Annotated in this window: 12 protein-coding genes; 5 read left to right on the top strand and 7 right to left on the bottom strand. The window is 72.1% G+C overall.

From position 1 onward, the window contains the following. Positions 1–38: 38 nt before the first annotated feature. From JOL79_RS32540 to JOL79_RS32530, 3 genes are all read right to left on the bottom strand, one after another. Positions 39–1,493 (bottom strand): HNH endonuclease signature motif containing protein, encoded by a 1,455-nt coding sequence (locus JOL79_RS32540; protein WP_210159781.1) that lies wholly within the window; start codon positions 1,491–1,493, stop codon positions 39–41. Between the two features lie 968 nt (positions 1,494–2,461). Then, entirely contained in the window at positions 2,462–4,039 is a 1,578-nt protein-coding gene (locus tag JOL79_RS32535; RefSeq protein ID WP_210159780.1) for a PH domain-containing protein, read from the bottom strand. Beyond that, positions 4,036–4,536, bottom strand: a complete 501-nt coding sequence (locus JOL79_RS32530; protein WP_210159779.1) for a PH domain-containing protein — start codon at positions 4,534–4,536, stop codon at positions 4,036–4,038. Before JOL79_RS32530 ends, JOL79_RS32535 begins: the two co-directional genes overlap by 4 nt. Before the next feature lie 154 nt (positions 4,537–4,690). Between JOL79_RS32530 and JOL79_RS32525 the strand changes: the two genes are divergently transcribed. The 5 genes from JOL79_RS32525 to JOL79_RS32505 all read left to right on the top strand — a co-directional run bounded on the left by JOL79_RS32525 (position 4,691) and on the right by JOL79_RS32505 (position 10,829). Then, the gene (locus tag JOL79_RS32525; RefSeq protein WP_210159778.1) at positions 4,691–5,518 is read left to right on the top strand and encodes a carbon-nitrogen hydrolase family protein; all 828 of its coding nucleotides are present in this window, start codon (positions 4,691–4,693) and stop codon (positions 5,516–5,518) included. After that, positions 5,515–7,179: a flavin monoamine oxidase family protein gene (locus JOL79_RS32520; protein WP_210159777.1), complete on the top strand. Its 1,665-nt coding sequence runs from the start codon at positions 5,515–5,517 to the stop codon at positions 7,177–7,179. Before JOL79_RS32525 ends, JOL79_RS32520 begins: the two co-directional genes overlap by 4 nt. A 252-nt stretch (positions 7,180–7,431) precedes the next feature. Further along, positions 7,432–7,758, top strand: a complete 327-nt coding sequence (locus tag JOL79_RS32515) for an SCP2 sterol-binding domain-containing protein (protein WP_210159776.1) — start codon at positions 7,432–7,434, stop codon at positions 7,756–7,758. Positions 7,759–7,847: 89 nt separating this feature from the next. Then, positions 7,848–9,575 carry an NAD(P)/FAD-dependent oxidoreductase gene (locus tag JOL79_RS32510; protein WP_210159775.1) on the top strand — a complete coding sequence of 576 codons (1,728 nt, stop codon included), beginning with the start codon at positions 7,848–7,850 and terminating at the stop codon, positions 9,573–9,575. Between the two features lie 9 nt (positions 9,576–9,584). After that, positions 9,585–10,829 (top strand): cation:proton antiporter, encoded by a 1,245-nt coding sequence (locus JOL79_RS32505; RefSeq protein ID WP_210159774.1) that lies wholly within the window; start codon positions 9,585–9,587, stop codon positions 10,827–10,829. A gap of 44 nt (positions 10,830–10,873) precedes the next feature. Here the strand turns inward: JOL79_RS32505 and JOL79_RS32500 are convergent, their stop codons facing one another. Genes JOL79_RS32500 through JOL79_RS32485 form a run of 4 tightly spaced genes read right to left on the bottom strand, consistent with a single transcriptional unit; the run spans position 10,874 to position 14,365 of the window. Continuing rightward, positions 10,874–11,497 carry a response regulator gene (locus tag JOL79_RS32500; RefSeq protein ID WP_307848855.1) on the bottom strand — a complete coding sequence of 208 codons (624 nt, stop codon included), beginning with the start codon at positions 11,495–11,497 and terminating at the stop codon, positions 10,874–10,876. Continuing rightward, positions 11,494–12,666 carry a sensor histidine kinase gene (locus JOL79_RS32495; protein WP_210159773.1) on the bottom strand — a complete coding sequence of 391 codons (1,173 nt, stop codon included), beginning with the start codon at positions 12,664–12,666 and terminating at the stop codon, positions 11,494–11,496. The genes JOL79_RS32500 and JOL79_RS32495 overlap by 4 nt, the downstream gene beginning before the upstream one ends. After that, positions 12,663–13,523: an ABC transporter permease gene (locus JOL79_RS32490; protein ID WP_210159772.1), complete on the bottom strand. Its 861-nt coding sequence runs from the start codon at positions 13,521–13,523 to the stop codon at positions 12,663–12,665. The genes JOL79_RS32495 and JOL79_RS32490 overlap by 4 nt, the downstream gene beginning before the upstream one ends. Continuing rightward, positions 13,520–14,365, bottom strand: a complete 846-nt coding sequence (locus JOL79_RS32485; protein ID WP_210159771.1) for an ABC transporter ATP-binding protein — start codon at positions 14,363–14,365, stop codon at positions 13,520–13,522. The genes JOL79_RS32490 and JOL79_RS32485 overlap by 4 nt, the downstream gene beginning before the upstream one ends. Between the last annotated feature and the right edge of the window lie 116 nt (positions 14,366–14,481).

Genomic DNA, 14,481 nt, shown 5'->3' with positions numbered 1-14,481 from the left:
CCAGGTGTCTGTCCCAGGTGTCTGTCCCCGGCGTCTGTCTATCCCGGGTTTCTGTTCCGGTGTCTGTCTGGGCGGCCTTTCCCGGTGTTCTGCTCGCGGCTGTCATCCCGGCGGCTGGGTGGCCCGGTTGGTCGGAGTCGGCTTCGTGGGTGGTAGAGGAGGGTCCAGGTGTCGTCGGGGTTGCGGTGGGTGGTGTAGCGGTGGGGGTGGGTGAATTTGTCGCGGTTGTGGAAGGTGCAGGCGGGGGCCAGCAGGTCGAGGTTGGTGACGCCGTCGTCGATCCAGCCCTGGACGTGGTCGACTTCGGCCATGTCGGCCGGGATCGGACAGCCCTGGCAGTAACAGGTCGCGTACTGCGCCAGAAGCGCCTTCCGCTGGGCGGGGGTGGCCAGTCGCACCGAACGCCCCATGTCCAGCACCTGACCCTTTGCGTCCATCACCAGCCGGGTCAACCGCGAGGTCCGCGCCAGCCGGTGCACGTCACTCACCGGCAGCAACTGCCCGGTCGCGACCAGCAGGCCCGGAGCCAACCTGTCGGGGGCATGTCCGCACGTCCGGCACGCGTCAGCGCGCGCTCCGGCGGCCTCATCCCCCACCTCCGCGCCCGCGTCTTCGGTGATGGCGGCGACGTCGGGTGGACGAGCATCGTCGTTTGGACCGTCTCGGCCCGTATCGGCCGTGGGACCCATGTCGCCGTCGTCGCGTGCTCGCGCCGCACTGTCTGAATCCGGGGCACTACGTGCACTGGTCAGGTCCGGGTCGGTGCCGGTCGGCTCGGCGATCGACCCGGCGTCCTGCGTTAGGGCTGGTGAGGCGTTCTGTGTGCCGGCAGGGGCGTGGATGTCGTCGGGGAGGGACTCGGCGCGGACGAAGACGACGAGTTCGGTGGAGACCTTCTCACTCAGCAGGGCGGCGAACGCGTCTGCCTGGCGGACGCGGAGCGGCCGGTCGTCGTCCTTGTCCTTGGGCCGGGCATAGGCGGTCATGAACTCCCGCAGCCGCGCGGCAGCTTCCCTGGGCAGGCGGAACTCACCCTCCACGCCGCCGGTGCTGGAGGGGCGGAGCAGCAGGAACCGGGAGGCGTAGTCGTCCTCACACTCCTCGACCAGGGTGCCGGGGTCGAGGATCTCCCGGATGTACCGGCCGGCCTTGGCCACCTCCGCACACGACGCGCTGTCGGACAAGCGCACCAGGATCGGCTCGGCCTCCGCCGCCTGCGTGTCGGTCAGCTTCGCCGTCACCGCCGTGATCACATCGACCGCTCCGCCGGACAGGGACCCGGCCCCGTAGCGTTCCTCGACCAGGGGAAGGCGGGCCACCTCCGTGGCGAGGCGCAACCACCGCGACGCCTGCGCCCCGGTCATTCCAGGACCACGCCGGACCACCCACGGCGCTCCCGGCACGCCCCGCGCCCCCAGAACGTCCGGCTCGCCCAGCACGTCCGGCGCGCCCGGTGGCCCTGCACCGGTATCCGCCTCGCTCGACACAGACATGCCCGACGCAGACGCGTCCCGTGCGGGAGAGTCCCGTGCGGGAGAGTCCGGCGCTGATGCGGCCGGTTGGGGCGTGCTCGGTCTGCCTGAGCGGAGCCACGAAGCGGTGGAGGCATGCCCCTGAGACTTCGCCTCACCCGTCACATCCACCCGACGCAACCGGCCCGCCACCAGCGCACCCATCACATCCATCGCCTGAATCAGCGTCTCCGCCTCGCGAAAACACACCGCCGCACTGCCCGGCACCCCCGCACGCGCCATCCCCGCGACCAAACCCAGCACCACATCCGCCACATCACCCCCCGCCTCGTTGGGGGCGTCGCCGGCCGCGACGTCACCGGCCGCGTCATCGCGCCCGTCACCGGGCGTGCCACCGGCCGCACTGCCAGTAGCGCCACCGTCCGGATCAGCCGCGCGCGGGTCGTCACCCGGCCGTCCCACCGGCTGGGAGCGGAAGCGAGGATCCAGGCACGTGCCCGCCAGCGGAGACGGCACCCCATCCGCCGGGACACGCCTATCCGAGCCGAAGGACCCGAGGGAGCCGACATCACGACCCGCTCCCACGTCCACAGACATGGCGACGCCGTCCACCTCAGTGGAGCCGGTGACGCCGGCAACACCACCGACGCCAGAGTCACGAACCGCCGACACCGGAACACCCTCTTCCCACCATCAGTCCGATCGCATGTTCGACACACTACCGACCGTCACCGACAGTTTTCGGAGAGCTCCGTGGGTTGTGGAAAACCCGCAATCCGCGACCGGGCGAACAGCGAAAGCACCTGCGGCAGACGAACAACACGAACCGCGCACCCCCTGAGCTCCGGGCTATCAGGCGAGGCCGCCGGTGGACGCAGGCCCGAGTCGGATGTGTCGGTGGCGGGTGGTCGCGCGCGGCTTCGGCCCGCCGTCGGATCGTGCCCCGCGAGGGCCCCGCCGAGAAACACCTGCGAGTCCCTGGCAGGGTGTCAGAGTGCGGGGCCGCCGGGCAGGCTGGATACGTCCCCGGCCGGACCGGAACGGTCGTCCGGTATCGGTTCGAGGAGCTGTGTCGATTCCAGGAGCTGTGTCGGTTCGAGCAACCACTCGAACGCCCCGGGCGTCGCTTCTCGCACGAGCGCGAGACCGTCGGCGAGAGACACGTCGCGGATCTTGTATCCGCCCCGGCCGGCGCCGACCATGGCGACCAGCGTGGCCAGACCGGCCCGGCGCTGGAACGCCGACTGGTCGACGCTCCAGGCGAGGATCCCCGACCGGTCGAGCAGCACGGTACGCCGGCCGTAGGTGCCGCAACGGGTGACCAGATAACGGCCGAGCAGGGCGGAGCCGAGGTTGCGGTACGCGTCGACCGCCGCGGCCAGGGCCACCGGCACCAGCACCACGCTCGAAATCCAGGCGATGTGGAGCAGCACCTCGGTCAGGAGCACGCCGAGTATCACCAGAGGCGCCTCGACCAGCGCGACCGCGGCCAGACCCCAGGTGACCCGGCGGCGGAGGGCCGCCCGGGGCGCCGGGGCCAGCCGCAGCCCGGTCAGGAATCCCGGTTCCTCGCGGAGGACGGCCGCGGCCACCCGGTCCGTCTCCCGCCGTGACGCCGGCGGCAGCAGCGCGCTCTTCGCCGAGGTCGACCGGTCGTCGGCGGCGCCCAGCCCGACGGCGATCGCATTGAGCCGGGCGCCCCGGGCCAGCCGCAGCGGCAACGGCTCGGTGATCTGGACGCCGCGGAGCCGGCGGCGCTCCAGCCAGAGCGACCGCGTGCTGAACAGGCCGCGGCGCAGCCGGAGCGCGTCGCCGCCGGCCGCCTCCAGCCGGTAGTCCCACCACGTCTCGGCGAACGTCACCAGCGAGGTGAGCGCGCCCAGCAGTACGACGGCCAGGACCGGCACGGTGATCGCGGCCCAGAGCGGCAGGCCCGTCAGGCCCGACCAGGCGGAGCGGAGAAACCCCACCTCGGCCGGGTTGATCCGCAGGGAGTCGAGCAGCCGGGCGAACCCGCCCGCGACGAAGCCGACTCCGGCCACGCCCCAGAGGGTCAGCGGCGCGTACCGCAGCCAGCGCAGGCGCAGGACGGCCAGCGCGGTGTCCGCCGACGCCCCGTCCGGCGCAAGAAGCCGGCGCAGCCGCTCGGCGCCGTCCCTGGACACGCCGTCGAGGGTCAGGTGCCGGCTCTCGGCCGCCACGTGGGTGCCCGCGCTGATCCGGACCACACGCAGCCCGAGCGCCCGGTGGAAGGGGCTCGCCGTGACGTCGACGCTGCGGATCCGCTCGCGGGGCACCGCGCGGTGCCGCCGGACGAACGCGCCGCTGCGCAACTCCACGCGGTCGCCGGTGATCCGGAACCGGGTGGTCAGCAGCCGGGCGCCGAACACCACCGCGACGATCAGGAAGGTCAGGCCGATGGAGCCGAGCGTGATCACCGCGGCCAGGTCGAGACTGCCGCCGGTGATCAGCAGGGTCAGCAGGGTGGAGCAGACCGGCGGGACCAGCCAGGTGAGGCTGATCGCCAGCATCCGCGGGTCAAGCCGCTGCCACTCCGGCCCGGTCACTGCCCGTCCCCGGGCACGGCCTGGGCTTGGGCGGCCAGCGACTCCGCCAGTTCGGCCGCGACCCGGCGGTCCAGGCCCTGGATCCGGACGGGACCGGCCGCGGACGCGGTGGTCACCACGAGTCCGGCCAGGCCGAACATCCGCTGGATGGGGCCGCTGGTGGTGTCGACGGTCTGGATCCTGGCGACCGGCGCGATCCTGGCCCGCTGCCAGAACCAGCCGGACATCGCGTAGACCGCGTCGTCGGTCGTCTCCCACCGGTGAACGCGGTATCGCCAGGCCGGCATCGCCAGCAGGTACGCCAGCCCGGCCACGGCGACGACCGCGAGGCTGAGCCCCAGCCACGTGCGGGCAGGCGGGATCAGCGCGGTCAGCGCCGCCAGCACCACGACCGGAGGCAGCACGACGACGGCCGCCTGGACGGTCCACCAGCCGAGGGCACGGCGTTCGAGTCGATGACGGGGGCGCCGAAGTCGCAGGGATTCGCGGCCGGACACGGGGCCAGTATAAACACCGGCGCATTAGTGGAAAGCATGCGTCCGAAAGTCTCGGGTATTCGAGTCGGCTAGGGGTTGTGGGCCGTGACAAGCGCCTATAGCGATTTCTCCGTCACGTCACAACGCCTGCTCGAATTGCGGGGACGAACGACCGATGAATATCTCGGAAACAGCGGAGACGACCCGCGTCGCGTGCTGGCAACCCGAATGGGTCGCCGGCCGTTCGCACCGCGACGAATTCCTCGACCGGCTCGACCGGACGGCGTCCAGGGCGGCGGACGGCGGCGCGACCCTGCTGATCACGCCGGAGATGTCGGCGACCGGTTATCACCTGGGGCCGGCCCGCACCGTCGAGCTGGCGGAGGCCGCCGATGGGCCGCTGGCCGCCGGGGTGGCCGAGATCGCCGCGCGCGCCGGGGTGGCGATCGTGTACGGCTGGCCGGAACTGACCGGCGGCCGCGTCCACAACAGCGTCCAGTTCGTCGACGCGGACGGCGCGGTCGCGGCCCGCTACCGCAAGATCCATCTCTACGGCGAAGCCGACCGGTCGGTCTTCGCCTCCGGTGACCGGCTCGTGGTCCAGGCGAAGGCCGGCGCGCTCACGATCGGCCTCCTGATCTGCTACGACGTCGAGTTCCCCGAGGCCGTTCGGGCGCACGCGCTGGCCGGCACCGATCTGCTGATCGTGCCCACCGCGCTCGTCCGGCCCTGGGAGTTCGTCCCCCGGACACTGGTGCCGGCGCGCGCCTTCGAGAGCCAGCTGTTCGTCGCGTACGTCAACTGGTCCGGCTCCGGCCCCGGCGGCTACTGCGGGCTCAGCCGGGTGATCGGCCCGGACGGCCTGGCCCGCGCCGAGTGCGCCGCGGCCGAGGCGGAGACGCTGTTGTTCGCCGACGTGGACCACGGGGCGCTCGACGCCGCCCGCCGGGCCACGCCCTACCTGCTCGACCGGCGCCCCGACCTGTACGGCACCGCGCGATGACGGCGTTCGCGGCGGACCTGTCCGAGCCGCCCATCACCATGTTCGGCCCGGATTTCCCCTTCGACTACGACCGGTGGGCCGGTCACCCGGACGGCCTCGGGTCCGTCCCCACCGATCGGCTCGGCACGCCGGTCGCGGTGGTCGGCGGCGGCATATCCGGCGTGGTCGCCGCGTACGAGCTCATGCGCCTGGGCCTGCGTCCGGTGGTGTTCGAAGCCGACCAGCTGGGTGGCCGGATGCGGACCGCGAGCTTCCCCGGGCATCCCGGCACGGTCGCCGAGCTGGGCGCGATGCGCTTCCCGCCCTCGGCCACCACGCTGTTCCACTACGTCGGCCTGGTGGGCATGGAGACCCGGCCGTTCCCCAACCCGCTGGCCCCGGCGACGCCGCACACCGTCGTCGACGTCAACGGCGCGCGCCATTTCGCCCGGGTGACCGAGGACCTGCCGACGGTCTATCAGGAGGTCTACGACGCCTGGACCAAGGTGCTCGAGGAGGGCGCCGACTTCGCCGCGATGGACGCGGCGATCCGCCGCAGGAACACGGCCACGATCAAGGCGCTGTGGAACCGCCTGGTGCCGCTCCTGGACGACCGTTCCTTCTACGGCTTCCTGGCGTCCTCGTCCGCCTTCGCCTCGTTCCGGCACCGGGAGATCTTCGGCCAGGTCGGCTTCGGCTCCGGCGGCTGGGACACCGACTTCCCCAACTCGATGCTGGAGATCCTCCGGGTCGTCTACACCGGGGCCGACGACCGGCACCGGGCGCTGGTGGGCGGGGCCCAGCAGCTTCCGCTGCGGCTCTGGCGGCACGCGCCGGGCCGTACGGCGCACTGGCCGGCCGGCACGTCGCTGGCGTCCCTGCACCCCGGCGGCCCGCGACCGGCGGTGACCCGGATCTCCCGGACCGGCGGAGGCATCCGGGTGGAGACCGCCGGCGGAGCGGCCGAGTTCGCCGCCGCGGTGCTCACCCCGCAGGTACGGCTGCTGCTGTCCCGGATCGACACGGCCGAGGATCTCTTCCCCGCCGACGTCTGGACCGCGATCGAGCGCACCCACTACATGGGCGGATCGAAGCTGTTCGCGCTGGTCGACCGCCCCTTCTGGCGGGACGTCGACGAACGGACCGGGCGTCCGGTGATGGGCATGACGCTCACCGACCGGGCGCCGCGGGGGGTGTACCTGTTCGACGACGGCGCCGGCGCGCCGGGCGTGATGTGCCTGTCGTACACCTGGAACGACGACTCGCTGAAGGTCGCCGCGCTGCCGGCCGAGGAGCGGCTGGACGTCATGCTCCGCCATCTGCGCCGGATCTATCCCGGCGTGGACATCCGCAGCCGGATCATCGCACCGCCGCTCTCCGTGACGTGGGAGACCGAGCCGCACTTCATGGGCGCGTTCAAGGGCAACCTGCCGGGCCACTACCGCTACCAGCGGCGCCTCTTCACGCACTTCATGCAGGACGGACTCGCCGGGCACCAGCGCGGGGTCTTCCTCGCCGGCGACGACGTGTCGTGGACCGGCGGGTTCGCCGAGGGAGCGGTGACCACCGCGCTCAACGCCGTCTGGGGCGTCATGCGTCATCTGGGCGGCCGGACACCCACCGCCAACCCCGGCCCCGGCGACGCCTTCCCCGCCATCGCGCCGATCGAGCTGCCCTACTGAGACGCCCGCGCGGGCACGGAGGCTGCGGGCACGCCAGGGGCGCTAGGGGCACGTTAGGGGCTTCGACCGCTGCGCCCGGCGACTAACTTCCGGCAGCAGCGGTGACGGTTGGTCGGCGCGTTTCCCCAGGTGACGGCGTCGCGGCCCTCGGCCACGCTCGCCGGCCCGTTTCGCGAATGCCAGGGTGACCGCCCGGGTGGCGGCCCGCCGGCCCGAGCCGGCGAGGCGAATCAGCAGAAGGGACGTCGGGCCATGAACGTGAACCAATTCTTCGAAGCCCTTCCGGCTCGCTACAACGCGTCCGCCGCGGCGGGGCTGACCAAGACCATCCAGTGGAACATCACGGACGCGGACCCCGGTGTCTGGGCCTTCGAGATCGTCGACGGCGAGGGGCGGCTGATCCCCGGCGGGGTCGAGGAGCCGGACACCACGTTCACCACCGACGCCGCGACCTGGATCGCGATCGCGCAGGGCACGCAGGACGCGATGCGCGCGTTCATGACGGGCCGCCTCAAGGTCACCGGCGACACGATGCTCGCCACGAGGTCCGCCGAGCTCTTCGGCCCGCAGGCGGGCTAGCCGGGCCGCGGTCCCGCGCCTGCGCCCGCGTCCCCGCCCGCGTCCACAGCACGTACACCAACGAGATCGACACGACGAAGGGAACGACCATGTCGCAGGACGCCGTCGAGGCCGGCGGTCACCCGCAGCCGAACCCGCCGCAGGCCGACCGGTACGACGTGGCCATCTTGGGTGGCGGCGCGGCCGGTCTGACGCTGGCCCTACAGATCAAGCAGGCGCGTCCGGACACCGGCATCCTGGTCGTCGAGCGTCAGCGGCATCCCGTTCCCGAAGCCGCGCACAAGGTGGGCGAGTCGACGGTCGAGATCGGCGGCCGCTACCTGCGGGACGTCCTGGGCCTGACCGAGCACCTGCGGGAGCAGCAGCTCGACAAGTACGGCATCCGGATGTTCTTCAGCGCCGAGGGCAACGAGGACATCACCCGCCGGGCGGAGGTGGGCCACGCGGACCTGCCGCCGTACGAGGTCAGCAGCTTCCAGCTCGACCGCGGCCGGCTGGAGAACCACCTCGCCGCCGACCTGGCCGCGCGCGGCGTCACGTTCGTCTACGGCAAGGTGGACGACGTCGACCTCCGGCCTGGGGAACCGCACCGTGTCACGATCACCGGCGCGGACGGCGAGACGCGGCAGGTGGAGGCGCGCTGGGCGCTCGACGCCACCGGCCGCTCCTCGCTGCTCAAGCGCAAGCTCAAGCTGACCAAGGAGTCCGAGCACCGGGCCGGCGCGGTCTGGTTCCGGCTCAGTCACCCGATCGACATCAACGACTGGTCGGACGACCCGGAGTGGCGGGGCCGCATCCGTTCGGGCCGCCGCGAGCTGTCCACCAACCACCTGCTGGGCCGCGGCTACTGGGTCTGGCTGATCCGGCTGGCCTCCGACTCGATCAGCATCGGCATCGTCACCGACCCCGAGGTGCATCCGTTCGAGACGATGAACCGCTTCGAGCGGGCTCTGGAGTGGCTGCGCGAGCACGAGCCGCAGTGTGCCCGCGTCGTCGAGGAGCACCAGGACAAGCTGCAGGACTTCAAGGTGCTGCGCAACTATCCGTACAGTGTCGAACAGGTGTACTCTGCGGACCGGTGGGCTCTGACCGGTGAGGCGGGGCTTTTCCTCGACCCGTTCTATTCCCCTGGGTTCGACATGATCTCGATCAGCAACGGGCTCATCACCGACCTGGTCACCCGTGACCTGGACGGCGAGGACATCGCCGAACTGGCCGCGATCCACAACCAGATGTACCTCACGATCGGCGAGGGCTGGTTCAAGATCTACACCCACCAGTATCCGCTGATGGGCAACGCCCGCGTCATGCAGTCCAAGGTCATCTGGGACACGGCCGTCTACTGGGCCGTCCCGGCGCTGCTGTACTTCCACGACAAGTTCCGCCGCCTGATCGACTACCCGCAGCTGGTCTGGGGCCTGGCCCGCTTCCAGGCCGCGATGGACAACGTGCAGCGGTTCTTCCGTGAGTGGGACGCCGTCGACCGGTCGCGGCTCACGGACTCGTTCGCCAGCTTCTACGACTTCGGGTTCATGCGGCAGGCCCACATCGGCCTGGTGGCCGAGATGAACGACGAGGAGTTCGACGCCAGGTTCGCCGACAACGTGCGCCTGGTCGAGCGGATCTCCGGCCAGCTGATCAAGACGATCGTGGACGAGGGCGCCGCCGAGGAGGACGACGAGCCGATGCGCGCCCAGGTCGAGCGGTGGCGCGGCGACGGTGAGCTGATGCGCCTCGTCGAGATCTACGAGGAGGACCGTGCCGCGGGCATCGTCGACGACGACTGGGTCCCGGGCGCCCAGCTGGCACGGAAGTAAGCCCAGGCCGTGAACACCCTCGACCCCAAGGTCTGGACGCTGCTCGCGCTCGGCGTCATCATGCTGGTCATCTGGGCCGTGGGACGGCTGGTCGGCAGGATCGGCCAGCCGCGGGTCATCGGTGAGATCATCGCCGGCATCCTGCTGGGGCCGAGCCTGCTGGGCGTGGTCGCGCCGTCGGCCGGCCGCTACCTGTTCCCCGCGTCCGTGGTCTCCGCCCTCGGGGTGCTGGCCCAGGTGGGCCTGGTGCTGTTCATGTTCATGATCGGGCTGGAGCTCGACTTCGGGCGGCTGCGCGGGCACGGCGCCCGGCTCGCGTCCGTCGCCGGAGCGTCGATCGTCGTACCGCTCGTGCTGGCCGTCGGGCTCGCCCTGGTCCTCTACCCCGGCTACGGGGGCGGCGTGGACGAGCTCGTCTTCTGCCTCTTCGTCGGCGCGGCGATGGCGATCACCGCGTTCCCCGTCCTGGCCCGGCTGCTGAAGGAGTCCGGGCTGGCCGGCACCAGGATCGGCACGCTGAGCCTGGTGTCGGCCGCCGTCAACGACGTCGTGGCCTGGTGCCTGCTGGCGTTCGTCATCGCGCTCAGCCGGGCCGCGGGGGCGGGCGACGGGGTGTGGACACCGGTCCTCGCGGTCGCGTACGTCGCGGTCATGCTCGGCGTGGTCCGGCCGGCGCTCGCCCGGCTGGACACCGTCCCGATCTGGCTGGCGCTGGTGGTGGCGCTGCTCGCCGCCTGGGCCGCCGACCGGGCGGGCATCCACGTCGTCTTCGGCGGGTTCATGGCCGGCGCCGTGATGCCGCGGCGTGCGGAGTGGCAGCGCTCGGTGCACGATCGGCTCGACGTGGTCGTGACCCATCTCCTGCTGCCGGTGTTCTTCGTCATGACCGGCCTGTCGACCCACATCGAGGGGCTGCGTACGGCAGGTGTCTGGGGCGTCGTCGTCCTGGTGGTCGCGGTCGCCACGGCGGGAAAGCTGGGCGGGACCGCGCTGGCCGCCCGCGCCGTCGGCGAACGCTGGACGGACGCCTTCACCCTCGGGGTCCTGATGAACACCCGCGGCCTGACCGAGCTGGTGGTCCTGTCCGTCGGTCTCCAGCTCGGCATCATCAGCTCCACCATGTTCACCGTCATGGTCTTGATGGCCCTGGTAACGACGCTGATGGCGCCTCCGCTGCTCCGTCTGGTCCAGCGCCGGCCGGCCGAGACGGCGGTCCCCGGTCACGAGGAACCGCTGGAGGCGGTGGCCGGCTGACGGGCCGGCTGACGGGCCGGCCGACCCGGCTCCGTCGTCCGACGTCAGCCGAGGATGCCGGCCCGCACCGCCGCCATGACGGCCGCGGTGCGGTCGGACACCTCCAGCTTCGCGAAGATCCGCGTGACGTACGTCTTCACCGTGGCCTCGGTGATGAACAGGGCACGCCCGATGTCGGCGTTGGTCAGTCCCCGGGCGACCAGGCGCAGGACCTCCACCTCGCGGCGGGACAGCGTCTCGGGGCGGGGCTGCCGCACCCGGTCGAGCAGCTTGGCCGCGACCGAGGGGGAAAGGACGGTCTCGCCCCGCGCGGCGGCCCGGACCGCCTGGGCCAGGTCGGCGGGCGAGGTGTCCTTCAGCAGGTAGCCGGCCGCGCCGGCCTCGACCGCCCGCAGGATGTCGCCGTCGGTCTCGTAGGTCGTGAGGATCACCACACGGGTGCCCGGCAGCTCGGCGCGGATCGCCGCCGTGGCGCCGACCCCGTCGCCGTCGGGCAGCCGGAGATCCATCAGGACGACGTCCGGGGTCAGCTCGCGGGCGGCGGCCAGCGCGGCCGACCCGGACGCGGCCTCGCCGACGATGGTCAGCTCGGGCTCGTCGTGGAGCATCGCGCGGATCCCGGCCCGGATCACCGGGTGGTCGTCCACCAGCAGCACAGTGATCGTCACGCGGGCACCTGGATCCGCACGGAGGTGCCCTCCCCGGGCGCCGAGTCGATCCGCAGCGCGCCGCCGGCCTGCCGGAGGCGCCGCCGCATGAGCGGCAGGCCGTGCCCCGCCGGCGTGGCGTCGGCTGCGAAGCCGCGGCCGTCGTCGCGGACCTCCAGTCTCACGCGGCCCGCCTCCGCGGACAGGACGACCTCGACCCGGCCGGCCTCCGCGTGCTTGCGGACGTTGCTCAACGCCTCCTGCGCGAGCCGGAGCAGGTCGACGTTGAGCGCGGTGTCGGCGGGGTCGGGGGCGCCGTCCACCCGGAGCGTGGCGTCGATGCCGTGCATGTCCCGCAGCCGGTCGACCTCCCGGCGGAGCGCGTCCACCAGGGAGGCGGAGGTGGCTTCGGGCAGGGGGCGCGCGGTGATCAGCGCGCGGGCGTCGGCCAGGTTGTCGCGGGTGGTGGTCTCGGCCAGTTCGAGGTAGCGGCGGGCCCGCTCGGCGTCGGTGGCCAGCGCCGATCCGGTGGCCTGCAGCAGCATGATCGTGCTGGACAGGCCCTGGGCGAGCGTGTCGTGGATGGCGTCGGCGAACTGCTCGCGCTCGGCGGCCCGCCCCGCCTCGTAGGACAGCCGGCCAAGCTCGGCCCGGGTGTCCTCCAGTTCGCGGATCAGCGTGGCCCGCTCGGTGCTCTGCCGGATGATCTGGCACGCCCAGACGCCCACCACGATCGAGAGCGCCGTGGCCGTCACGCCCGCGACGGCCAGTAGCGAGCCGGGGCCGGGGAACGTCTCACCGGCCGCCGCCATCCCGATCCACACCAGGTTGAGGGCCAGCACGACGAGCGCGCCGGCGATCGGGCCTACGGTCATGAACGCCGGGGCGCACAGGGCGAACAGCATGAACGCGCTGCCGGCCGCCAGCGCGACGGCGGCGGCGAACACCAGCACCACGCCGAGCTGGTACGCCAGCGCGCGCCGGGTGCCCCGGCCGGAGTGGATCAGCCGCCGGCCGATCAGCAGGTGGGCGGCGACCAGCAGGACCAGCAGCCCGGCCGCGCCGGCCCGCCGCGCGGGACCGGCGCCTCCGGTGAACAGCACGCCGGCCAGGCCGGCCGCGCTGACCAGGACGAAGTACACATCCCAGATGGGCTGCCAGCGCAGCCACTCGTCCGGCCCGCGGCTCAACCGTCCTTCCGTCCCTGCCAACGGAACGTCGTCAGGCACAGGATCAGACCTCCGAGGCACCAGGCCGCCAGGACCAGCGCGATGCGGCCGTGTTCCCAGGCGCCGGCCGGTTCCGTGACCGCCGCCGAGGCGGGCAGGAACACCGAGCGGAATCCCTGCGCCATCCACTTCAGCGGGAACACGGCGCCGATCTGCTGCAACACCTGCGGCAGCGTGGTGATCGGCACGATGAAGATACCCGAGACGAACTGCAGGACGAGGAACGGCAGGTTGACGATGGGTGCCGCGCCGCGCACCGATCGCGGAACACTGCTCATCGCCGTGCCCAGCAGCGCGCACCCGGTCACGCCCAGCAGGAAGATCCAGGAGAAGGTCACCCAGTGTCCCGCGTCGGTGGGCAGCGGCAGGTCATAGAAGATCGCGCCGACGGCCAGGACGATCGCCACCTCGGCGAACGCGGTCACCAGGACCAGGATGACCTTTCCGGCGAAGTAGGCGATCGGCGGCATCGGCTGGCCGCGCAGCCGCTTGAGCGTGCCGTCCTCGCGGTCGCTGGTGATGCTGGTCGCCAGATTGACGAAGCAGGTCGAGCCGATCCCTCCGGCGATCATGCCGGCGGCCAGCAGCTGGCTGGACGGGATGCCGCCGGCAGCGAACTGCTTGTCGAAGATCGAGCCGAGCAGGATCAGCAGCACGACCGGAAGCGCGAAGGTGAAGATCACGGCGGTGCGCTCGCGGAAGAACTGGCGCAGCTCGACCCCGGCGCGGGACAGGCACAGGCGCCAGACCGACGGCTCCCGCACGACACGCGGGGCCGTGGCCGGGCTTTCGTCGGTCAGGCTGGTCAGGGTGGTCATCGCGGGCTTCCGATCAGGTCGAGGTAGACGTCTTCCAGGGACGGGCGGGTGACGGTCAGGCCGGGGATCGGGCCGTCGAACCGGGCGGCCAGTTGGAGCGTGGCCGCCGTGGGGTCGCCGGTGCGCAGCCGCCGGGTCTCGCCGTGCTCGATCCAGCCCACCGTGGCCTCGGACGACGAGCGGCCGCCCAGGTCGGCCGGGGTGTCGACGGCGAGGATCCGTCCGGCGGAGATCACCCCGACCCGGTGCGCCAGCGCCTCGGCCTCGTCCAGGTAGTGGGTGGTCAGCAGGATCGTGGTGCCGTCCTCCTCGGAGAGCCGGCGGATCAGCGCCCAGAACTGGCGGCGCGCCTCCGGGTCGAACCCGGTCGTCGGCTCGTCCAGGAACAGCAGCCGGGGCCGCCCGACCACGCCGATCGCGACGTCGACCCGCCGTCGCTGGCCGCCCGAGAGCGTCCGCACCTTCTTGCCTGCCTTGTCGGTCAGGCCGACCAGCTCGATCACCTCGTCGACCGGGCGAGGATCGGGGTAATACCCGGCGAAGTGCCGGACGGTCTCCACGACGGTCATGTCGGCCATGTCCGAGGCGTTCTGCAGGACCAGGCCGATGCCGTACCGCCAGCGCCTGGGCGCCCGCTGCGGGTCCTCCCCGAGCACCCGGACGTCGCCGGCGTCGCGCCTGCGGAACCCCTCGAGGATCTCGACGGTCGTCGTCTTGCCGGCTCCGTTGGGCCCGAGCAGGGCGAAGATCTCGCCGTCCGCGATGTCCAGGTCGAGACCGTCCACGGCGTAAGCCCCGTGATAGCTCTTGCGTAGGCCGCGTACTCGTACCGCATCTGTCACGGTTACCAGGTTCCGCCGGGGGGCCAATGGACCGCGACGACCGGCGGACCGACAGCTGTCCGTCGATCGGTGGACACCGCGCCGCCCGTGTCCCCGCGGGTGTGGGCGCGGGTGGC

Source organism: Microbispora oryzae (assembly GCF_017896165.1).
GTDB lineage: Bacteria > Actinomycetota > Actinomycetes > Streptosporangiales > Streptosporangiaceae > Microbispora > Microbispora oryzae.
The sequence above is the reverse complement of the archived record's forward strand: the minus strand, read 5'-3'. Positions and strand labels throughout refer to the sequence as shown.